General features: G+C 31.2%; 21 protein-coding genes and 3 pseudogenes. 14 read left to right on the top strand and 10 right to left on the bottom strand.

What is annotated here, in order from left to right; all coding sequences use genetic code 11:
* Positions 1-3: 3 nt before the first annotated feature.
* The 11 genes and pseudogenes from rpmI to ACZZZT_RS08175 all read left to right on the top strand — a co-directional run bounded on the left by rpmI (position 4) and on the right by ACZZZT_RS08175 (position 9,212).
* Complete coding sequence (rpmI, locus tag ACZZZT_RS08225; RefSeq protein ID WP_007810722.1) at positions 4-201, top strand: 50S ribosomal protein L35; 198 nt, start codon at positions 4-6, stop codon at positions 199-201.
* Between the two features lie 101 nt (positions 202-302).
* Positions 303-646, top strand: a pseudogene (gene rplT, locus ACZZZT_RS08220) (50S ribosomal protein L20).
* Between the two features lie 141 nt (positions 647-787).
* Complete coding sequence (locus ACZZZT_RS08215; protein ID WP_463460017.1) at positions 788-1,360, top strand: Crp/Fnr family transcriptional regulator; 573 nt, start codon at positions 788-790, stop codon at positions 1,358-1,360.
* A 74-nt stretch (positions 1,361-1,434) separates the two neighbouring features.
* Positions 1,435-1,869 carry a carboxymuconolactone decarboxylase family protein gene (locus tag ACZZZT_RS08210; protein WP_463460016.1) on the top strand — a complete coding sequence of 145 codons (435 nt, stop codon included), beginning with the start codon at positions 1,435-1,437 and terminating at the stop codon, positions 1,867-1,869.
* A 292-nt stretch (positions 1,870-2,161) separates the two neighbouring features.
* Complete coding sequence (locus ACZZZT_RS08205; protein ID WP_463460015.1) at positions 2,162-2,716, top strand: hypothetical protein; 555 nt, start codon at positions 2,162-2,164, stop codon at positions 2,714-2,716.
* A 76-nt stretch (positions 2,717-2,792) separates the two neighbouring features.
* Complete coding sequence (locus tag ACZZZT_RS08200; protein ID WP_463460014.1) at positions 2,793-3,764, top strand: sensor histidine kinase; 972 nt, start codon at positions 2,793-2,795, stop codon at positions 3,762-3,764.
* The gene (locus ACZZZT_RS08195; protein ID WP_463460013.1) at positions 3,764-5,026 is read left to right on the top strand and encodes a tetratricopeptide repeat protein; all 1,263 of its coding nucleotides are present in this window, start codon (positions 3,764-3,766) and stop codon (positions 5,024-5,026) included. The genes ACZZZT_RS08200 and ACZZZT_RS08195 overlap by 1 nt, the downstream gene beginning before the upstream one ends.
* Positions 4,969-5,532 (top strand): sensor histidine kinase, encoded by a 564-nt coding sequence (locus ACZZZT_RS08190; protein WP_463460012.1) that lies wholly within the window; start codon positions 4,969-4,971, stop codon positions 5,530-5,532. The genes ACZZZT_RS08195 and ACZZZT_RS08190 overlap by 58 nt, the downstream gene beginning before the upstream one ends.
* Before the next feature lie 2 nt (positions 5,533-5,534).
* Positions 5,535-7,310: a tetratricopeptide repeat-containing sensor histidine kinase gene (locus ACZZZT_RS08185; protein WP_463460011.1), complete on the top strand. Its 1,776-nt coding sequence runs from the start codon at positions 5,535-5,537 to the stop codon at positions 7,308-7,310.
* A gap of 9 nt (positions 7,311-7,319) precedes the next feature.
* Entirely contained in the window at positions 7,320-7,988 is a 669-nt protein-coding gene (locus tag ACZZZT_RS08180; RefSeq protein ID WP_463460010.1) for a response regulator, read from the top strand.
* Positions 7,989-8,408: 420 nt separating this feature from the next.
* Positions 8,409-9,212, top strand: a complete 804-nt coding sequence (locus tag ACZZZT_RS08175) for an endonuclease/exonuclease/phosphatase family protein (protein WP_463460009.1) — start codon at positions 8,409-8,411, stop codon at positions 9,210-9,212.
* Here the strand turns inward: ACZZZT_RS08175 and ACZZZT_RS08170 are convergent.
* The 10 genes and pseudogenes from ACZZZT_RS08170 to tgt form a co-directional block, all read right to left on the bottom strand.
* Positions 9,213-10,471 (bottom strand): annotated as a pseudogene (locus ACZZZT_RS08170) (asparagine synthetase B). It lies immediately after the preceding gene.
* Positions 10,472-10,811: 340 nt separating this feature from the next.
* Complete coding sequence (locus ACZZZT_RS08165; RefSeq protein ID WP_042567362.1) at positions 10,812-11,477, bottom strand: response regulator transcription factor; 666 nt, start codon at positions 11,475-11,477, stop codon at positions 10,812-10,814.
* A 112-nt stretch (positions 11,478-11,589) separates the two neighbouring features.
* A complete protein-coding gene (locus ACZZZT_RS08160) occupies positions 11,590-12,120 on the bottom strand; it encodes a sensor histidine kinase (RefSeq protein WP_463460008.1) in 531 nt (176 codons plus the stop codon).
* A 286-nt stretch (positions 12,121-12,406) separates the two neighbouring features.
* A complete protein-coding gene (locus ACZZZT_RS08155) occupies positions 12,407-12,874 on the bottom strand; it encodes a hypothetical protein (protein WP_463460007.1) in 468 nt (155 codons plus the stop codon).
* A 183-nt stretch (positions 12,875-13,057) separates the two neighbouring features.
* Positions 13,058-13,408 (bottom strand): hypothetical protein, encoded by a 351-nt coding sequence (locus tag ACZZZT_RS08150; RefSeq protein ID WP_042567359.1) that lies wholly within the window; start codon positions 13,406-13,408, stop codon positions 13,058-13,060.
* A gap of 196 nt (positions 13,409-13,604) precedes the next feature.
* A pseudogene (gene dnaB / locus ACZZZT_RS08145) lies at positions 13,605-15,148 on the bottom strand (replicative DNA helicase).
* A gap of 137 nt (positions 15,149-15,285) precedes the next feature.
* Positions 15,286-16,239 carry an acetyl-CoA carboxylase carboxyltransferase subunit alpha gene (locus ACZZZT_RS08140; protein WP_042567357.1) on the bottom strand — a complete coding sequence of 318 codons (954 nt, stop codon included), beginning with the start codon at positions 16,237-16,239 and terminating at the stop codon, positions 15,286-15,288.
* Between the two features lie 112 nt (positions 16,240-16,351).
* Positions 16,352-17,239: a DMT family transporter gene (locus ACZZZT_RS08135; RefSeq protein ID WP_463460006.1), complete on the bottom strand. Its 888-nt coding sequence runs from the start codon at positions 17,237-17,239 to the stop codon at positions 16,352-16,354.
* Positions 17,226-18,314 carry an LptF/LptG family permease gene (locus ACZZZT_RS08130; RefSeq protein WP_042567355.1) on the bottom strand — a complete coding sequence of 363 codons (1,089 nt, stop codon included), beginning with the start codon at positions 18,312-18,314 and terminating at the stop codon, positions 17,226-17,228. The genes ACZZZT_RS08135 and ACZZZT_RS08130 overlap by 14 nt, the downstream gene beginning before the upstream one ends.
* A 66-nt stretch (positions 18,315-18,380) precedes the next feature.
* Positions 18,381-19,511, bottom strand: a complete 1,131-nt coding sequence (gene tgt, locus ACZZZT_RS08125) for a tRNA guanosine(34) transglycosylase Tgt (protein ID WP_463460005.1) — start codon at positions 19,509-19,511, stop codon at positions 18,381-18,383.
* A gap of 393 nt (positions 19,512-19,904) precedes the next feature.
* Between tgt and ACZZZT_RS08120 the strand changes: the two genes are divergently transcribed.
* From ACZZZT_RS08120 to ACZZZT_RS08110, 3 genes are all read left to right on the top strand, one after another.
* Positions 19,905-20,213 (top strand): hypothetical protein, encoded by a 309-nt coding sequence (locus ACZZZT_RS08120; protein ID WP_073396644.1) that lies wholly within the window; start codon positions 19,905-19,907, stop codon positions 20,211-20,213.
* A 259-nt stretch (positions 20,214-20,472) separates the two neighbouring features.
* On the top strand, positions 20,473-21,324 hold the full coding sequence (locus tag ACZZZT_RS08115) for a transketolase (protein WP_042567352.1): 852 nt from the start codon (positions 20,473-20,475) through the stop codon (positions 21,322-21,324).
* A gap of 74 nt (positions 21,325-21,398) precedes the next feature.
* The gene (locus ACZZZT_RS08110) at positions 21,399-22,352 is read left to right on the top strand and encodes a transketolase family protein (RefSeq protein ID WP_073396641.1); all 954 of its coding nucleotides are present in this window, start codon (positions 21,399-21,401) and stop codon (positions 22,350-22,352) included.
* The last annotated feature ends 8 nt before the right edge of the window (positions 22,353-22,360 follow it).

The raw sequence follows: 22,360 nt of genomic DNA, 5'->3' as shown, positions 1-22,360 counted from the left end.
AAAATGCCTAAAATGAAAACAAAATCTAGCGCCAAGAAACGTTTTAAAGTTACTGGTTCTGGAAAAATTAAAAGAAAGCATGCTTTTAAAAGTCACATCTTGACTAAAAAATCTAAAAAACGTAAATTAGCTTTGACTCACTCAGCGCTAGTTCACTCTACAGATATGAAAAGCATCAAACAACAATTAAGAATTATCTAATAATTCTTTAGGTTAAAAAATTATTTATATAACCTTGGAGTATGGCTTTTAAGTTCCTTTGATTTAATTCAGGACGCCTGCTACAAAAACACATTAAAATTATGCCAAGATCGGTAAATTCAGTTGCTAAAAGAGCAAGAAGAAAAAAATAATGAAGCAAGCCAAAGGTTTCTTTGGTAGACGTAAAAACGTTTGGACAGTTGCTAAGAACGCGGTAGAGAAAGCGATGAGCTATGCTTACCGTGACAGAAAACAGAATAAAAGAAATTTCCGTGCTTTATGGATTCAACGTATCAACGCTGGAGCTAGATTAGAAGGGATGTCTTATTCTCAATTCATGGGGAAAGTTAAAGCTAACGGAATCGAATTGAACCGTAAAGTTCTTGCAGATTTAGCTATGAATCACCCAGAAGCTTTCAAAGCAATACTTAATAAAGTAAAATAAACGTTTTATAAACTCAATTTAGATTACTTACTTATCATAGAAAAACCATCCATCAAGGATGGTTTTTTGTTTTATGATGTTTCCGGAAATTCATTGTTTCAAAATTAAATTAATAAGTAAATTTGCATAAAATAGTTTTAGATGCATACTTCACTTTTACAACATATTCAAAAACATATTAATCTCGAGCCATCAGAAATTGATATTTTAGAAGCTGCTTTAAGCATTTCCAAAATAAAAAAGAAAGAACTCGTTTTACAAGAAGGTCAGCTTTGCAATACTATCTATTTCATTATAAAAGGCTGTATGAGACAATATATAATTAATTCTAAAGGCATAGAACAAACTCTTCAATTTGGTATCGAGAATTGGTGGATAACCGATTATTTAAGCTATCACAATCATATTCCTTCGCATTTTTACATTCAGGCTGTAGAAAACTCAACAGTAGTTGCCATTGAAAAAACAACATTAGAAGCAATTCTAATTGAAATTCCAAAACTGGAAAGATATTTCAGAATTGTATCTCAAAAATCATTTGGAGCTGCACAAATGAGAATTAAATTTTTATTTACCATGTCGGCAGAAGAAAGGTATCATCATTTCAATAATCTGCATCCGGAATTTGTGCAACGTGTTCCTCAATATATGATTGCCTCCTACCTTGATTTTTCGGCAGAATTTATGAGCAAAATAAGAGCTGGTAAAGTCTAAGTTTTCTTGAAGTAGTTCAAGTTTTTTAAATAAGAGATGCCTGACCTTTGTATCAAACTTTAAAAAATAATAAAATGAAACCAAGAATCGTTGTTCCAACAGTTGCTCCTGAAGCTTATGAAGCCTTAATGAATTTAGAAAAATACAACGCAAAAACATCAGTCACTACAACACACAAAGAGCTAATAAAAATTCGTGCATCACAAATTAATGGCTGCGCTTTTTGTATTAACATGCATACCACAGACGCAAGAAAGTACGGCGAAACAGAAAAACGTATTTACCTGTTAAGTTCATGGCGTGAAGCTGATGTATATACTGAAGAGGAAAAAGCAATTTTGGCATTAACCGAACAAATTACAATGATTAGTAATCACGTATCTGATGAAGTTTATCAAAATGCTGCAAACCTATTTGATGAAAAATATCTTGCTGAAATTATAATTATTATCATTACAATTAATTCATGGAACAGGTTAGCAATAGCAACGGGATGGAGAGCCGTATAATTTTATAAAGATTAATTTTACAACATTCAGATCAACTACAAGCCTTCCTGTGTGAAGGTTTGTTTGTATATGCCTCTAAATGAGAATCTCAATGTCTTAATTTTGAAAATTTTTCAAAAACAGGTATTTATACGTGTTCCCAACACTTATAATTCTATATTTTTGGCGCATGATACCACAAAGAATACCGTCGTTTTTATATATTATATTTAGTTTTTTGATTCTTTTATCCTGTCAAAAAAAGAATGACGCCCCTATTAAACCTAAGGACACAAAAGCCGAAGTTAAGAGGATGATTACTATTGCGGACAATCTGTTTTATGATAATAATAAGTTAGATAGCGCTTTTTATTATTATAACAAAGCAAAGTTTATTTGTAATCCGATAACAGATGCAGACAATTATGTTATCGTGTCAAACTGTATGGCCGAAATTCAGCAGATTCATGGTGATTATGCCGGAAGTGAAGCTACAATTACCGAAGCTCTTCCGTATTTGAAGTATGTAAAAAAAGTATCTCAAATATGGAACTCTTATGTTACCCTGAGCACAAACTACTTAAACACTTACGAATATAAAAATGCAATTTTATACAATCAAAAGGCTTTACAATTAAAAACAAAGGAATGGAGAAAATTAGCTGCAAAAAATAATATAGCTGTTATATTAATTGAAGAGGGAAAATACGATGAGTCTCTTGAAATTTTTCTTTCACTAATAACAAAAAAAGAAGTATTAGCCGATAATGAATTTCAGGGTAAGGTCTTAGATAATATAGGTTTCTGCTATTTTAAAAAAATGACTCTAAAAAGGCACTTTACTATTTTAATAAAAGCCTTGAAATAAGACAAAAAGAAAAAAACCTTTTGATTTAGGAAAAAGTTATATTCACTTTGCAAAGTTTTATGAAAAAGACAATCCTTTGCTGGCAAAAAAATATATGTTATTAAGCTATGAAAAGTTTAGTATTATAAATAATGTTGATGAAAGATTGTCTGCTTTAAAACTAATAATGACAAATAGCTCGGATAAAGAATTAAAGAAGTACTCAATAATATATGTTAATCTGATCGACAGCATTTTTGAAGTAAGACAAAAAGCTAAAAATCAATTTGCAAGAATCAAATATGATTCAAAGAAGGAAAAAGACGAAAATCTAAAACTTAAAACGCATAAGGCCGAAAATGAGCTTCAATTAGAGAAGCAAAAGAACAGAAATATTATTTCATATATTATTATTGCACTAAGCTTAAGTCTTATTCTGGTACTTTATTTCTATCTGACTTCACGAGGAAACAGAGAAAAAATTGAAGCGACTTATAAAAGTGAAACGCGCATTTCAAAGAAACTTCATGATGAACTGGCTAACGATATTTATCATACGATGGCTTTCGCCGAAAATAAAAACCTTTCTTTGGCGGAAAATAAAGATCAATTGTTAAAAAATCTGGATTTAATATATTCAAGAACGCGAGATATATCAAAAGAGAATAGTCCAATTATTACCACAGACGAATATATCTATTACCTTAAAGAAATGATTGCCGGATTTAATACTCCAAATATTAATATATTATTGAATGGCATAGAAACGATTTATTGGAATGAAATTGAAAAAAATAAAAAAATAACAGTTTACAGAGTATTACAGGAATTACTTGTAAATATGAAAAAACATAGTGATGCGACCCTAGTGGTCATTACTTTTAAAAATACTGATAAAAGTGTTATTGTTACTTATACTGATAATGGAAAAGGTATTGATCTGAATAAAATCACAATTAGAAATGGTCTTCATAATGTAGAAAACAGAATTCTTGCTATAAAAGGAAAAATTGATGTTGATTCAGCAATTGATAAAGGATTTAAAGTCTTTTTTGAATTTCCTTTGTAATGATGAAAAAGGCTTTCTACATTTTTGCAAATAAGAAGATTCTTAAATATCTTCTTATAACTATTTCTATACTTTTATTGGTTATTTTAAATTCATATAAAAATCAAACACCATTAAAAATTAAGAGAAAAGACAAAACAAGTGAAATCAAAAAGCTGATACAAAAGGCAGATTTTCTTTTTGATAATAAACCAGACAGTTCATATTTTTATTACAATAAGGCAATACAACTTTGTGACCCAAAATTAGATTATTTAGAAGCCTATATTTACTCCCTTATCTCAATAGCAGAGATTCAACAAAATGCCAGTAATTATAATGCCAGTGAAGAAACATTGACTAAAACACTTCCATATTTAAAAAAATTAAAAAATCCCAAATTTACTTATAACGTTTACACTATAACAGCTTATAATTATTATAATAAATATGACAACACAAGTGCTATAAATTATCACATAAAAGCCTTAAAACTAGCAAAAAAGCCTTTTAAAAAAGCAGAAATTTTAAATGACATTGCTAATATTTATATAGGAGAAGAAAAATATAAAAAAGCTGTTCAAATATTAGAACCAATAAATACTCTAGAAATCAAACATGATACTGATAGTCTTCGGACCATTAACCATTATGCAATGTTATTAGACAATTTAGGATTTTGTTATTATAAACTCGGGAATCCAAAAGCTTTAAAATATCTTACGGAGAGTTTAAAAATAAAACTTAAATATAAACGGGATTTTGAATTAATGACTACTTATAGATATCTAGCCATATTTTATGAAAAAAGCAATTTAAAACTTTCCAAAATTTATGCACAAAAATCATATATAAATGCATGCGCGGTAAATAATGCAACATTTAAAGCTAATGGTCTTGCCTTATTAATTCAAAAAACGGAAGGAAATGAATTAAAAAAATATTCATTAGCATATATCAAAATAATTGACAGTCTTATTACAAACAGGTCAAAAGCTCAAAATCAATTTGCATATATTAAGTATGACTCAAAAAAAGATAGAAAAGAAAACCTTCAACTCAAATCTCAAAAAGCTGAAAATGAATTACAAATAGAAAAACAGAAAAGCAGAAATTTAATTTCTTCGGTAATTATAATTTTCGCTTTAGGAATAATTATATTTCTATACTACTATTTAACTTCAAAATCAAAAAAGATAAAAATGAAGCTATTTATAAAAGTGAAATGCAAATATCAAGAAAACTACATGATGAACTCGCTAATGATGTGTACCAAACATTGACTTTTGCCCAAAATAGAGATATTGAACTAATTGAACATAAAGACCAGCTATTAAATAATTTACAAGTCATTTATTCACGAGCAAGAAATATTTCAAAGGAAAACAGTACTATTATTACAGATGAAAACTATAGTATGGCATTAAAGGAAATGATTTCGGAATTCAATAATCCAAACATAAACTTTATATTGAACGGCCTGGAAACTATTTCGTGGAATGAAATTGAAAAGAACAAAAAGATAACTGTTTACAGAGTTTTACAGGAACTACTTGTAAACGCAAAAAAACATAGTGATGCTTCTTTAATTGGCATAACTTTCAAAAAAACAGATCAAAGTGTTACTGTTTCTTATACTGACAATGGTAAAGGTTGTGATCTTAACAATGTAACTTTTAGAAACGGACTTCAAAATATCGAAAACAGAATTCTGGCAATAAAAGGAAAAATCAATATGGATTCGCAGCCAAGCAAAGGATTTAAAGTCTTTTTTAAATTCCCATTATAATCATGACAAAAACTTTTTATTTCTTTCAAAACAAAACTGCCCTGAAATATCTCATGATATTTCTATCTCTATTATTAATTGGGAGCGTAATTTTATTTTATTCTTATAAAAGCAAAAAACCTTTAAAACATGTAAAAAAGGATAATACTAAAGAAATAAAAAGACTTACTGATATAGCCGATGTATATTTTGATGCTTATAAAAGTGATAGTGCAATCTATGTTTTTAACAAAGTTAAAAAACTTTGCAATCCTAATACAAATACTATAGATTATGTTTATGCATTATCCTGTATCGCTGAACTTCAAATAGAACAAGGAAATTATATTGCTAGTGAAGAAAATGCAACGGAAGCATTACCTTACTTAAAAAAAATCAAAAATCCCAGATATTCATGGATTATCTATAATTTATTAGGAATTGTATATAGCAATAATTACGATAATTACAATGCTATTTTATACTTCAAAAAAGCTATAGCACTAAAAACCAGTGCATGGAGGAAATTTACTGCCTTAAATAATTTAGTTGCTATTTATATGGAACAAGGCAGATATAAAGAAGCTAAAAAAATACTGCTTATACTAGCCTCACAAAAAAACGTTTCAAAATATGATGCAATAAATCATAATATTTATTCTTTTGTAATAGACAATCTAGGGTATTGTTATTATAAGCTGGGAAATCCTAAAAAAGCATTAGATTGTTTTTATCAAGCCTTAAGAATTAGATTAAAACCTGAAACCCAAGAAGGCCTAGTATTGACATATAAACATCTCTCTATATTTTTTGAAAAAAGCAATCCTAATTTATCCAGAGTCTATGCAGATAAAGCATACAAGCATGCATTAAAAGTAAATAATCCAAAAAGTAAAGTTATTGCCCTCTCGCTATTAATTAAATATAGTAATGGGAATGATTTGAAACAACATTCATTAGCTTATATAAAACTTGTTGACAGTATTACTAATGCAAGACAAAGTGCAAAAAACCAATTTACTAATATTAAATATATTTCGAAAACAGAGAAAGATGAAAACCTGAAGCTAAAAGCTCAAAAAGTAACCTATGAATTACAATTAGAAAGACAAAAAAAACGAAATATTATCTCTTATATTATCATTGCATTTATTCTGGGATTCATTACATTCTTTTATTTTCATTTAAAATCAAAAGAAAAAAAGGAAACAAATGAGGTAATTTATCAAAGTGAAATGCGAATATCTAAAAAATTACATGACGAACTCGCTAATGATGTTCATGAAACACTTCAGTTTGTAACGCATAAAGATTTGGAACTTGATACAAACAAGGATCAATTATTAAATAATTTAGAAATTATGTATTCCCGAACACGAAATATTTCTAAAGAAAACAGCCAAATTGCTACTGATGAAAATTATCCTTTTGCTTTAAGAGAAATGATTGCCGAGTTTAAGACGCCTAATATTCATATTTTACTGAATGGATTTGATTTGATTTCATGGAATAAAATTCAAAAAAACAAAAAAATAATTCTTTACCGCGTTTTACAAGAATTATTTTATAACCTGAAAAAACATAGCAACGCCACTTTAGTAAGCATTACCTTTAAAATAAAGGATAAAAACATCTCTGTAGATTATAATGATAACGGAACCGGGAATGAAAATTCTTCGATAATTTTCAAAAATGGTTTAGCAAATGTGGAAAACCGTATAAAAACTATAAATGGAACCATTACTTTTGACAACAATTCTAAAAAAGGTTTTAAATTAAGTTTCTCGTTCCCTTTATAAACAATCAATATGTACAAAAAAGTTTTAGTTGCCGAAGATCTAGATAGTATTAGCATAGCTGTTATTCAAGTACTTGAAGAACTTAAAGTTCCTATAATTGATCATGTAAAATATTGCGATGATGGGATTTTGAAAATTAAAAAAGCCTTAAATGATAATGAACCATACGATTTATTAATTACTGATTTGTCTTTTAAAACAGATCATCGCAAAGTAAATTTAACCTGTGGAGAAGATTTAGTAGAGGCTATTAATGCAGTTCAGCCTAAACTTAAAAAAATTGTATTCTCGATTGAAGATAAATCATACCGAATAAAATCACTTTTTAATGATTTTAAAATTAATGCATATGTTTCAAAAGGCAGAAATAGTATAAACGAATTAAAAAAAGCAATAGAAAGAACATTTCAAAACGAAGAAAGAATTCTTTCATCGGATTTATCTTTTAGCTTTAATGATAAAACTTTGATCGAAATAGAAAGTTATGACATTTCTATTTTAAAATTATTAGCTCAGGGCTTAACATTAGAAAATATTTCCAGCGAATTCAAAGCAAGTTCAATAGCCCCAAATGGAACCAGTAGTCTGGAAAAACGAATTAATAAATTAAAAATTTACTTTAAGGCTAACAATAATGTTCATTTAATTGCAATTGCAAAAGACTTTGGTCTTGTGTAATTATATGGTTTTACGGTTTCCCGTAAGGAAATTGTTATTTATAGGTTTAAGTTTGCTTAAAACCCCTTAACCTACAAAATGAAACCACATTCAGATATCGATTCAGATGAGATTCAATACCGGAAATTTATTTCCAAATTTTATACAACAAAAAATAAAATTATAATGAAAACAATGTTACTCTGTCTATTCCTATCTATTAGCTTTGCTTTAGTGTCAGAAAAAACAGAATGGTTAGAAATTAACTGGAAAATGATCTTCATACCAGCGCTTTTAGTTTTACAAATAATAATTATATCAACTGCTTTAAAGAATAGATATAAAAAACATTAGCTGCTGAATTAAAGTATCAAAAAATTAAAAATACCAGATTGATTCTTAAATCTGGAAATGGTTTATATTTGATATTTTAAACATTACATGAAAAACAGTCTAAGCCTTTTAATTTTATTCTTTACACTTCATTCATTTTCACAAGTCAAAATTCTTTCCTGGAATTTAGAAAATTTTGGAAAATCAAAAACAGATTCTGAGTTAAACATTATAGCCAATACGATTCGTAACTACGATATTATAGCAATTCAGGAAGTTGTAGCAGGTTATGGAGGTGCTCAGGCAGTGGCAAAACTGGCAGAAATTCTGAATGAAAAAGGAATAAAATGGGACTACAGCGTTAGCAATCCTACAAGTGGTGACAGCTACAAAAAAGAAAGATATGCCTACATCTGGAAAACATCAAAAGCAAAACTTCAAGGCAATACCTGGCTGGAAAAAAAATATAATTTAGAAATTGACCGCGAACCTTATTTTGCCACTTTTATAATCGACAAAAAAACACTTACTTTAGTTAATTTTCATGCTATTACCAAAAAGAAACAGCCTGAAAAAGAAATCAAGTATTTTAAATTTTTACCGCAAGAGTATCCAAACCTAAAATTAGTCTTTATCGGGGATTTTAATTGCCCGGAATCACATACCGTTTTTAATCCCTTGAAAAAAATGGGGTTCTCTCCTATTTTAGAAAAACAAAAGACAACATTAAAACAAGAATGCAAAGATAATATCTGTCTGGCATCTGAGTTTGACAATATTTTTTATAAGAAAAACAATTTAAAATATATTAACTCTGGTATAATTCCATTTTATAAAACGTTTGATTCCTTGCAAGAAGCCCGAAAAATATCAGATCATATTCCGATTTGGTTTGAATTTTCCTTAAACTAATTACGTTTTCAATTTTTTCTTTCTGGCTGCAGGAAACAATACATTATTAAGTATTAATCTGTAACCCGGCGAATTAGGATGTAAATCTAATACCGTTGGCGGATCACCAACCTGATGTTGAAAATCTTCGGGATCATGTCCTCCAAAAAATGTAAACATTCCTTTTCCTTTTTCTCCATGAATGTATCTTGCTTCACCATTTAATTCGCAGGTACCCATTACTAAAACATTTGATTTTACTAAAGCAGAATCAAAAGAAGTAGTTTGCCCCATAAATCCTTTAACCAATTGTGTATGATTTTGGCACAACATACTCGGGATCGGATCCCATTTTGCTGAAAATTCCATCAAAGAAAAATAATCTTTTTCCATTGGAATTCTGCGTTTTAAAGTCATATCAATATCCGAGAACTCATATTGCTCAGGGCGCCTCTCTAATGTAAAATTTTTAAAAGCAAACGAATTTCCAAAATTCAATTTCGATTGATAATTTGGTTCGCTTGCATCCCCGTCAAACATTGCTTCGCAAATATCTACACCGTCGGCAGCTAGCGCAATATCAAAACTATCAGTTGCAGAACACATTGCAAACATAAAGCCGCCGCCAATAACAAAATCTCTTATTTTTTTGCCACTGCTCCTTTTTCCTGTGATACTTTCGAATATCCCAATTTTGCCGCTAAAGCCTCTGCATCCTTTTTTTGATCAATATACCAAGGTGTGTTTTTGTACGCAGCATAAAATTTTCCATATTGTCCTGTAAAATCTTCATGATGCAGATGCAGCCAATCATATAGCAGTAATTGATCACTTAAAACTTCCTCATCATAAATTGGTGTAAAGGGTATTTCGGCGTATGTTAAAACCAATGTCACCGCATCATCCCAGGGTTGTTTACCTTTTGGTGTATAAACAGCTATTTTTGGTGCTTTTTCGAGAATCACAGATTCCATATTTTGAGAAGGACTGGAGATTTCATTTAAAATCGAAGCTTGTTCACTATCTGAAAGCACTTCAAAGCTTACTCCACGAATTTGACATTCTTTTCGGATTTCTTCAACATCAGGAAGCAAAAAAGAGCCGCCTCTATAATTTAGCAACCAGCTGGCTTTGTAATCTTTACTTAAGCACCAGTATGTAATTCCATATGCTTTAAGATGATTTTGCTGTGTTGTTTCATCCATTGGAAGTAGAAGAAATGAAGCTTTAACAGTCAAAGAAAAAAGAAATATAAATATGTAAGCTAAACTTTTATGCATTATAAATTATTTTAGTAAAGATATAAAGGAAGAATTAAAAAACACAATAGCTTAGGGTAATTTACTACACTAAACAATTATGAAGTTAAAATAATTTTCAAATTCAAAATTTATTACAAAATCAGGTATAAACACCTATTATGAAAATATAGTTTCTATTTAAATTTGTTTATCGAAATAACCAATTAATGAAACAGTGAAAAATCTAGCAATGAAATTTAATGGCAGTAAAAACCAACCAAAAGGATTAAGCATATTACAGAAAATAGGTATTTGCGCCCTAATAATGATAATAATTGTTTATTATGTATTGTCAATTCAATTTTTAACCAGCTAAAATTTATATTGTTAAAACTGCTATTTCGTTTTGAATCGCATAAACAACTAATCCGGCAATATTTCTGGATTCAGTTTTAAGCAATAGATTATTGCGGTGCCCTTCAACAGTTCTTGGACTTAAAAAAAGATGATCTGCTATTTCTGTGGTTGTTTTTTGCAGACAGATAAGTTGAAGAATTTCTATTTCACGAGGTGAAAGAAAACCGGTTTCTAAATTTCCTTTTGAGTTTTTAGATGAAACAATAGTTTCCTGAATTGTTTTTAAAACTATTTGGCTGTAATAAAATCCTTTTTTTGCAACTTCATTAACGGTATGAATTAAATCTTTGGGGGTTGTATTTTTTATCAAATAAGCAACAGCACCAACCTGAATCATGTTAGCAACAAATGATTTTGTATCATAACTGGTTAGCGCAATTATTTTGATATCAGGATAAGATTTGCGAATAATTTTTGTGGCCTCAACCCCATTTAAAACAGGCATTTTCAAATCCATTATAATGATATCCGGCTTTGATTCGCTGCTATTTAATTTGGAAATAAGCTCTTCTCCGTTTGAAGCCTCAAAAATAATTTCAAAATTATCTTCTTTTTGCAATAAAAAAGCGATTCCCTTCCGAAATAAAACTTCGTCATCGACTAAAGCAATTTTTACAATGCTGCTCATTTATTTATGTATTTGGTTCTTTGGAATTTCGAAATTACAAAATATGCTTTAGAAAACGAGAAAAAGCAATCTATTTTATTGATCAAATACAATTATTAATCTTAAAAGACCTTTAAAAAGTAAACATTACCGCAATACCATGGTCAATTTCAGAATTTATTTTAATTGTTCCATTTAAAACAGAAATTCTGCTATCAATATTTTTCATGCCAAGTCCTTTTTGATTTTCAATATTTTGAGAATCAAAACCGACGCCGTTATCTTCATAATGACAAGTGTTTATTCTGTTTATTATTTTAAAAGCGATCCAAATTTCGGTTGCTTTTCCGTGTCGTAGCGAATTATTCATCAATTCCTGTAAAATTCTAAAAACATGTAAATGACGATCAATTTCATTTTCATCAAAATCAATTTCATTTTTGTAATAAACTTTTACGGCTTTACTACTTTCAAATTCCTCACATAATTCTTCAACACCGGCATTTAATCCAAATTTTTCGAAAACGGGCGGCAATAAATTATGGGCAATTTTTCTGGAATTCTCTAAAGCTTTTGTAGTTAGAGCAATTATATTTTCTGTGATTTCAATAGTTTCAGCTTCTGTTAAATTTGGAGAAGTTAATAAATGACTATTCAATGACACTATATTTAATTTTGAACTAATATCATCATGAAGGTCCTGAGCAATTCTTTTGCGTTCTTCTTCCTGTGTTAGAATAATAGCATGAAGCTGCTCTTTTTGATATTGTAATACTAAATCTTTTTTTCAAGTTCTTTCTGAATTATTTTTTTCTTGAGAAATAGAAAAATACTATCAGTATAATAGCAACAATTATAAAGAAAAGGGAAATATATAAAATAACTGCAACAAGTTCTTTTTCCGGAATTGTACTAGCATTCATAGCAAAATTTTTATTACAGAATTGTGATTAAACTAATGAAGCTTTGGCTGAAAAACTTTTTATCCACTCGTATAAAATAAAGAATTGCAATACCAAAATTAAAAATGCATTAAATATCCAAGTTAAAAATTTCACATCATCACTAAGTCCTGATGAAAGGTTTCCAACTAAAAACAAAACCGTACTTGACAATAAATACATTACAAAACCAAAACTAACATAATAGTATTTTTTATTATCTGTAAGCATATTATATAAGTGAATCAAAGCATAAACAACCAGCAGTAAAGAGGTTAAAATAATTTCGAATAAATTAAGTTTTACAAACTGGTAAGGATCTAAAACTAATTGGAATCCCAAAATTAATAATGAAACTGCTAATGTAGTTTTAACAAATATTTTTTGATTTTTAATCTGCAATAATGAATTATAGAACAATCCTAATAGTATCATTTGTCCTGCAAAAAATATATTGATAACAAATTGATTCTTCATTCTTAGGAAATACATTACCTCCATCGAAAACTGCATTAAAAATGCAAAGGCTAAATAAGTAACAAAAAAAACATTAGCTTTTCCCTTACGGAAAAAGCTATATGAATATAATATTAGGTTTAATAATAAAATTAAATATCCTGAATAAATTAAAAAATCATCCACTTTAATATAATTTAAAAATCAATATGGAGGGCAAGATCTTACACCATCATAAACAATCTCTTCGGCAGCCGATCTGTTTTGTTGACTTGTAGGAGGTCCGTAGACATCAATATATTGACCTGTTTCCTTATCAAATTTTGCTCCAACAAAAAGCAATGTCTTTTCTCCCTGGTCATTAATACCTATGTAAGCGCGAACTGCATCTGCATCAAGCTGTAATACAAATTCTAAACTTTCACGTGGAATTAAATAAGATTTGACTTTATCTTTCGGGTCTTCAACGGTGGTGTCATCCTCGTATCTCTTCTCCCATTCTTTAGCTATTTTTAATGGAATTTGAATTGGTCCGGGAAAGGTTTCTTCGCTCATAATTTACAATTTTAAATTAGTTAATAATATTAGATTTAATCAATTGGTTTGTTAATAGTTTGGCTAATCTACCGAATTAATTCTTATCTAAGAAATATTATTTGTGCAAAATAGTGTACTAAAAATCTAAATTATTAGCGAAAAAAATCTTCAAGGCAGTTAAAAACTCTTGAAGATTTTCTTTTATATTTTAAAATTAAAACGGTACATCGCTGTCATCATCGTCATCATTCAGATTACTTCCAAATGCTTCATTTGCCGACGGCAGATTTTTGGTGATAAACGGGTTATCATCATGATTCATTTTTGATGGTAAATCGTCATAACTACCTGAAAAATCATCAAGATTATCGAATTTTCCAAGGTGTCCAATAAATTTTAAACGAACATTTTCAATACCACCATTACGGTGTTTGGCTATCATTATTTCAGCTTGACCTGCAGTTGGCGAAGCCTCATCATCATCCCATTCGTCAATTTTGTAATATTCTGGTCGATATAAAAACGAAACAATATCGGCATCCTGTTCAATTGCTCCAGATTCACGAAGATCCGATAGCAACGGACGTTTACTTGATCCACGCGTTTCAACGGCACGAGATAACTGCGAAAGTGCAATTACCGGAACATTTAGCTCCTTTGCCAAAGCTTTTAAGTTTCGGGAAATTGTAGAAATTTCCTGTTCACGATTTCCTCCTCCTTTACCATTTCCACCGGCAGTCATCAATTGCAAATAATCAACAATGACAATTTTGATATTATGCTGAGAAACCAAACGACGGCATTTTGCTCTTAAATCAAAAATAGAAAGAGATGGAGTATCGTCAATATACAATGGTGCTTTCTCTAAGTTTTTTACTTTAGTACTTAACATTTCCCATTCATGGGGTTCTAATTTACCGGTACGTAATTTCTCCGATGATAGTCCCGTTTCTGATGAAATCAACCTTGTAATCAACTGAACCGAGGCCATCTCTAAAGAAAATAATGCCACTCCATGTCCAAACTCAATAGCAATATTTCTGGCCATTGAAAGTACAAATGCGGTTTTTCCCATCGCTGGTCTGGCCGCTATAATAATTAAATCACTTGGCTGCCATCCCGAAGTCAGTTTATCTAAATTAGTAAAACCGGTTTCAACACCACTCAATCCTTCTTTTCCGGCAATTTCTTCAATACGTTTCTTTGCCTGTAAAACTAAACTTTGCGCTGTTTCAGAACTTCGTTTAATATTTCCTTGTGTTACTTCATATAATTTTGATTCAGCCTGATCCAATAAATCAAATACATCTGCTGTTTCATCATAAGAGGCTTCGATAATTTCAGAAGAAATTCGAATTAAACTTCGCTGAATAAACTTTTGAAGTATGATACGTGAGTGAAATTCAATATGCGCCGAAGAGGCAATTTTTTGCGTAAGCTGAATTAAATAAAAATCTCCTCCTGCAACTTCCAATTTTCCATTTTTTTCAGCTGAGCCGAAACGGTTAATAAGTCAATTGGCTGCGTTTCAGTAAAAAGCTGCACAATCGCTTCAAAAATATATTTGTGTGCATCTTTATAAAAAGCATCCGGTTGCAAAATATCAATTACATCATCCACACCTTTTTTATCAATCATCATCGCACCAAGTACAGCCTCCTCTAATTCAAGTACTTGTGGCGGTAACTTTCCTTTTTCTAAATTAATAATGGTGGTTTTATCTACCTTTACAGGGTTTATGTTCTTGAAATTTTCCATATAGCGAAAGTAACAAAATTTAAAAAAAATTGCTATCGAGTTATAACTATTAATTGTTTATAAATAAGTTTTTTTGTTGATAACCAAAAAAAATCCGAAACTGTAGGGCTTCGGATTTTAAACATTATTGTAAGAATTTACTCCTTGTACTCGCCCATATTACTATATTTGTCCATTCTCTGAGCAATTAAGTCGGCTGTTGATAAGTCTTTCAATTCGTTATATCCTTTTGTAATATATTCGGCTACTGTTTTAAAAGTAGTTTCGCGGTCATAATGCGCTCCACCTAATGGTTCCGGAATTACATCATCAACTAATTTTTGTTTTTTCATATCAGATGATGTCAATTTTAAAGCATCAGCTGCACGTTCTTTGTATTCCCAGCTTTTCCATAAAATAGAAGAACATGATTCTGGAGAAATTACAGAATACCAAGTATTTTCTAACATATATACTTTATCACCAACACCTATTCCTAAAGCCCCACCTGAGGCACCTTCACCAACGATAATGGTAATGATTGGCACTTTTAAACGAACCATTTCAAAAATATTTCTGGCAATAGCTTCTCCCTGCCCTCTTTCTTCAGCTTCAAGTCCTGGATATGCACCTGGGGTATCTACAAGAGTTAAAACCGGAATTCCGAATTTCTCTGCCATTTTCATCAAACGCAAAGCTTTACGATATCCTTCAGGATTTGCCATACCAAAATTACGGTACTGACGTGTTTTTGTATTATATCCTTTTTGCTGACCTACGATCATAAACGACTGTCCGTTTACTTTTCCTAAACCACCAACCATTGCTTTATCATCTTTAAAACCTCTGTCTCCGTGAAGTTCTAAAAAAGTATCACCGCAAATTGCTCTGATATAATCTAAAGTGTAAGGTCTGTTAGGATGTCTTGACAGCTGAACTCTTTGCCACGCCGTAAGGTTTTTATATATGTCTTTTTTTGTTTGTTCTAATTTTTTGTTGATTTCCTTGCAAGTTGGTGTTACATCAACATCAGATTCTTTCCCAATTATAACACACTTTTCTAACTGCTCTTCAAGTTCTTTTATTGGAAGCTCAAAATCTAAATATTCCATGGATTTTTGAATTTTGTTTGTAAATCGAACCGCAAATATAAAAATATTATACTATTCGTATGATTAATTCGTGTTTAAAATGTAAAAATGTAATTTATAAATAAGTAAAGTATTACAGATTCTTCTTGTTTTGATAATGTTTAAAAACACCATTTAGAATAACTGTGATTACAATTATGATTGCGCCGATATAAAATTCGGTACTCATTTTTTCTTTTCCTCCAAGAATAAAATAAGCTAGCATAATGCCGTAAACAGGCTCTAAATTAGTGGTTAACATTACTGTATATGGCGTTAGCTTCTGCATTACTTTTACCGAAGCCGTAAATGCATAAGCCGTACAAACCGATGCTAAAATGAGTAATAAAACCCAATTGTTTAATGACATTGTAAAAAAATCAGCAGTGAATTTTCCCTGTACCAAAAAATAAATAGAAATAAAGAAAACTCCTGCACCAAATTCATAAAATGTAATTACAGAAGGTTCATGATCAGATATTAATTTTCCGTTCATTAAGGTAAACAAAACGCCTAAAATAATAGAAGCCAAGGCGTAATACATTCCGCTTAAGTATTTAACCTCAACCTGCATAATTAGTGCTAAACCTCCAATTATTATCAATCCGAAGAAAACTTCGTACCATAATATTTTTCTTCCGTAAAAAAGCGGTTCTAATAAAGAGGCAAAAAAAGCACCCAAAGAAAATATTGATAAGGTTATCGAAACATTAGAAACATGAATGGCCTTAAAAAAGAAAATCCAATGAAGTGCAATCAACAATCCCACAAAAATTAATTTGGCAAAAGACTGAGCTGATATTATAAAAGACTGCTTTTTGTAGACAATGAAACCAGCAAGAAATATCCCTGCAAGAAACATTCTGAACCAAACTAAATTTTCGGCATCAATTGTTATTAAAGCTCCTAAAATGGCTGTAAAACCCCAGATAAAAACAATTAAATGAAGATTTAAATAACTTTTTAAATTATCGTTTCGCATTACGTAATAAATAAACTGCCAGAATTCCGAAAACCATATTAGGGAACCACACAGCTAGTAAAGGTGAAAAAGTAGATTTTTCGGCAAGAGTACCAAATATTTTATCAAAAAACACAAATGAAAAGGCAATTGCAATTCCGATCGCAAGGTTCATTCCCATTCCACCCCGGCGTTTCATTGCTGAAACGGCAACTGCAATAATCGTTAAAATAAATGCCGAAACCGGTACACTGTATTTTTTATACAGCACAACCAAATAGGTATTTACATTTCCGGAACCACGTTTTCTTTCTTTTTCGATAAATTTATAAAGCTTACCCAAAGTTAAGGTCTCGGCAATATAAACTACCGGAGTTAAATCCTCTAATTCAAACTTAAAAGCTGTATTTTTTTCAGGGGCTTTTTCAATTACATCGTTCAGGTCTCCAAGTGTTCTTTTAGTGTAATCATACATGGTGTATGTTTTCTTCTTTGGATCCCACTTGATGCGGCTTGCTGTAATTTTATATTTTAATTTATCTTTTTCGAAATGCTCCAGTGTGAAATTAAAAGCCGTTTTTGATTCTTCATTAAAGCTGTTTACAAAAATAAAATCGTTATCATTAATTTGTCTGTAAACATTGGTATTTTCACCCCGCATGAGCTCTTTTCCATTTCCTTTTAAATAGGTATATCTAAAATTATTATATCCTTCACTCGCGGCAGGAACGATGAAAAATCCCATCAACAATACAAAAATAGAAACGATTGTTGCACCAATAATATAAGGTCGTAAAAAGCGTGTAAATGAAATTCCAGAACTCAAAATAGCAATAATCTCTGTATTATTGGCCAATTTTGATGTAAACCAAATTACCGATAAAAACAAAAATATCGGAAATAAGGAATTGATAAAATAGATTGTGAAATTGTAATAATAGAACGCAATATCCATAAACGGAATCTTGTTTTCCAACATCTTATTTACCTTTTCAGAAACGTCAATCACGATTCCGATAGGGGCAAATAATAACAACATCACCGAAAAGGTAGCGAGATATCTTTTTAAAATATATTTATCTATTATTGTCAGCATAGCAAAGTTTAATCGATTTTTGTTTAATCGTTTAACCGAATAAACGATTAAACAAATCAACATATTTTATAGTCTTTGACTCATATTTTTAACCATCATTTCTTTCCATGGTCTAAAATCGCCTGCTAAGATATGTTTTCTAGCTTCACGAACCAACCACATATAGAAACCAAGGTTATGAATTGTAGCAATTTGTTTCCCTAAATATTCGTTGGCAGCAAATAAGTGACGTAAATAAGCTTTCGTATATTCTGTATCAACAAAAGTATGTCCCATTTCATCAATTGGAGAAAAATCGTCTTCCCACTTTTTATTCTTTATATTGATAGTTCCGTTTGCTGTAAACAACATTCCGTTTCTGGCATTACGCGTTGGCATAACACAGTCAAACATATCAATTCCTAATGCAATATTTTCCAGAATATTAATTGGTGTTCCAACACCCATTAAATAACGGGGCTTATCCTCCGGAAGAATTTCGCAGACAACTTCTGTCATTGCGTACATTTCCTCAGCAGGCTCTCCTACTGATAATCCTCCAATTGCATTTCCCTGCTGACCTGAATTTGCAATATATTCTGCAGATTGACGACGCAAATCTTTATAAGTACTTCCCTGAACAATTGGAAAAAATGTTTGTTCGTAACCGTATTTAAAAGGCAATTTATCTAAATGATTGATACAACGATCCAGCCAACGGTGCGTCATGTGCATCGAACGCTGTGCATATCTATAATCGCAAGGATAAGGCGTACATTCATCAAAAGCCATGATAATATCAGCACCAATTGTACGCTGAATTTCCATTACATTTTCTGGTGTAAAAAAGTGATAAGAGCCGTCAATATGAGATTTAAACTTCACTCCTTCTTCCTTAATTTTTCGATTACTCGAAAGAGAATACACTTGGTATCCACCAGAATCTGTCAAAATATTACGATCCCAGTTCATGAATTTATGCAATCCACCGGCTTTTTCAAGAATTTCAGTCTGAGGACGCAGGTATAAATGGTATGTGTTTCCCAGAATAATATCCGGATTAATATCTTCTTTCAATTCACGCTGATGCACTCCTTTTACCGAAGCAACCGTACCAACAGGCATAAAAATAGGCGTTTCAATTACGCCGTGATCTGTAGTAATACTTCCCGCTCTCGCTTTCGACTGCGGATCTTTTTGTAATAAATCAAACTTCATCTGTTTCTTTTTCTCCCGATTGTTCGGGACGGCAAAGATAAACTAATTTCAGGGAAATTTAATTAATTAGAAAATTTGTCAATTAGAAAATTAGATAATGATTTTTGAGCACCGAAAGCTTGGAATTTGGAATTTCAAAAAATTGAAATTTAGAAAATTTTGGGCGTTCCCTCCGGTCGGGCTATCCGCTGCAAGTCCTCGCACTTCCTTCGTCAGGCTGTGGGCTTTTCGCTTCTATCCCTAACGCGCACATCTGACAGCTTTTCGATAAATAACCTAAATGTAAAAGTTACAACAACCACATTAATAAAGTGTAACATAATAAGAGTATTGATTTCTTAATTTTAAATATCTGGAAAAACTAAATTAATATCAATTAAAATTATAGAAATCATGATAAGCTCAGAAAATAAAAACACAACACCCGAAGAACGAATTGAAAGAAATCTGGATAATCTAGATTATCCGGCAAACGAAGACATTTACAATCAGGAAGAAAAACTGGAAGATATTGATCCGGAAGGAATTTCAGGTGAAAGAACAGTCATTAACAACGATAACTATGACAATGAATGGAAACAAAACAGTGACAAGTTAGGAAATGACTTAGATATTCCGGGAGCTGAACTTGATGACGAACAAGAAGACATTGGTTCGGAAGACGAAGAAAACAATTTCTACAGCGAAAGCGACACTGAATAACCCTTTTTGCCCTTAATACAAGAATTTTCACAACTTTATTTTGCCACACATTAAAAGATTTGAACAGATTTTTAAAATCAATTTAATCTTTTAATGTGTGGCATTTTTTTATATACAATTTACAAGATTTTGAAGTTTTTTTTCACATCAATAAAAAAAGAAGCATAATTTAACAATTGCATCAAACTAATACAAAAAATCATTTGTCTCCCCGCAAAATAAAAATTACTTTTGCTTCAGTTTAACTTTTACATACAAAATGAAGCCTAACACACAACAATTAAGCGATTTAACTATCCAAGTAAGAAGAGATATTCTTCGTATGGTACATGCTGTCAACTCAGGACACCCAGGTGGTTCACTAGGTTGTACTGAATTTTTGGTAACACTATACCAAAATATTATGGACCGTAAAGAAGGTTTTGATATGGACGGAATTGGAGAAGACCTCTTTTTCCTTTCAAATGGTCATATTTCCCCAGTATTTTACAGCGTTTTAGCACGTAGCGGTTATTTCCCTGTTTCAGAACTTGCCACTTTCAGATTATTAAACTCACGTTTACAAGGACACCCAACAACTCACGAAGGATTACCTGGAGTTCGTATAGCCTCTGGTTCATTAGGACAAGGTTTATCTGTAGCTCTTGGAGCAGCTCAGGCAAAAAAATTAAATGGCGACAATCATTTAATCTATACTTTACACGGAGATGGTGAACTACAAGAAGGTCAAAACTGGGAAGCGATCATGTATGCTTCTGCTAAAAAAGTAGACAATCTTATTGCAACCATAGACGTTAACGGAAAACAAATTGACGGAACAACTGACGAAGTTTTACCAATGGGAAGCATTCGTGCTAAATTTGAAGCTTTTGACTGGGACGTTCTTGAAATTAAAGAAGGAAACAGTATCGATGCCATTCTTGCAGGTTTAACAGATGCTAAATCAAGAACAGGAAAAGGAAAACCAGTTTGTATTTTATTATATACTGAAATGGGTAACGGAGTAGACTTTATGATGCACACACATGCATGGCATGGTAAAGCGCCAAACAACGATCAGTTGACAAGTGCTTTAGCTCAAAACTATTCTGCAGATCAAATCGATTATTAAAAAAAGCTTTAAGCTTTAAGCAATAAGCTTTATGCCTATTGCCTACAGCCTACTGCGTACAGCAATAAAACAAAATGAAAAAATATACAAATACAGGAAGTAAAGATACTCGTTCGGGTTTTGGAGCGGGAATGACTGAATTAGGTCAAAAAAATGAAAAAGTAGTAGCACTTTGTGCTGATTTAATTGGATCATTAAAATTTGATGATTTCAAGAAAAATCACCCGGAGCGTTTTTTCCAAATTGGAATCGCTGAAGCTAACATGATTGGTATTGCTGCAGGTTTAACAATTGGAGGAAAAATTCCTTTTACAGGAACTTTCGCTAACTTCTCTACAGGAAGAGTTTACGATCAAATTCGTCAATCTGTTGCTTATTCTGATAAAAACGTAAAAATTTGTGCTTCTCACGCAGGTTTAACACTTGGTGAAGACGGAGCAACACACCAAATCTTAGAAGATATTGGATTAATGAAAATGTTGCCTGGAATGACTGTAATCAACACTTGTGATTACAACCAAACTAAAGCGGCTACTTTAGCATTGGCAGATCATCATGGTCCTGCTTATTTACGTTTCGGTCGTCCGGTTGTACCTAACTTCATGCCAGCTGACGAACCTTTCGTAATTGGGAAAGCTATTTTACTAAACGAAGGAACTGATGTTACAATCGTTGCAACAGGACACTTAGTTTGGGAAGCTCTTATCGCTGCTGAAGCTCTTGAAGCAAAAGGAATCTCTGCTGAAGTAATCAACATTCATACAATTAAACCTCTTGACGAAGAAGCGATTCTAAAATCATTGGCAAAAACAAAATGTGTTGTAACTGCAGAAGAACACAACATTCTTGGAGGTCTTGGAGAAAGCATTTCAAGAGTATTAGCTCTAAACACTCCTGCTCCACAAGAATTTGTTGCCGTAAACGATAGTTTTGGTGAATCTGGAACTCCAGAGCAATTAATGGAGAAATACAAATTAAACAATCAGGCTATTGTTGAAGCTGTAGAAAAAGTTATCAAAAGAAAATAATTTTTAGT

It is taken from the genome of Flavobacterium sp. AC274 (assembly GCF_979258275.1).
This window is presented reverse-complemented; position numbering and strand designations above follow the sequence as displayed.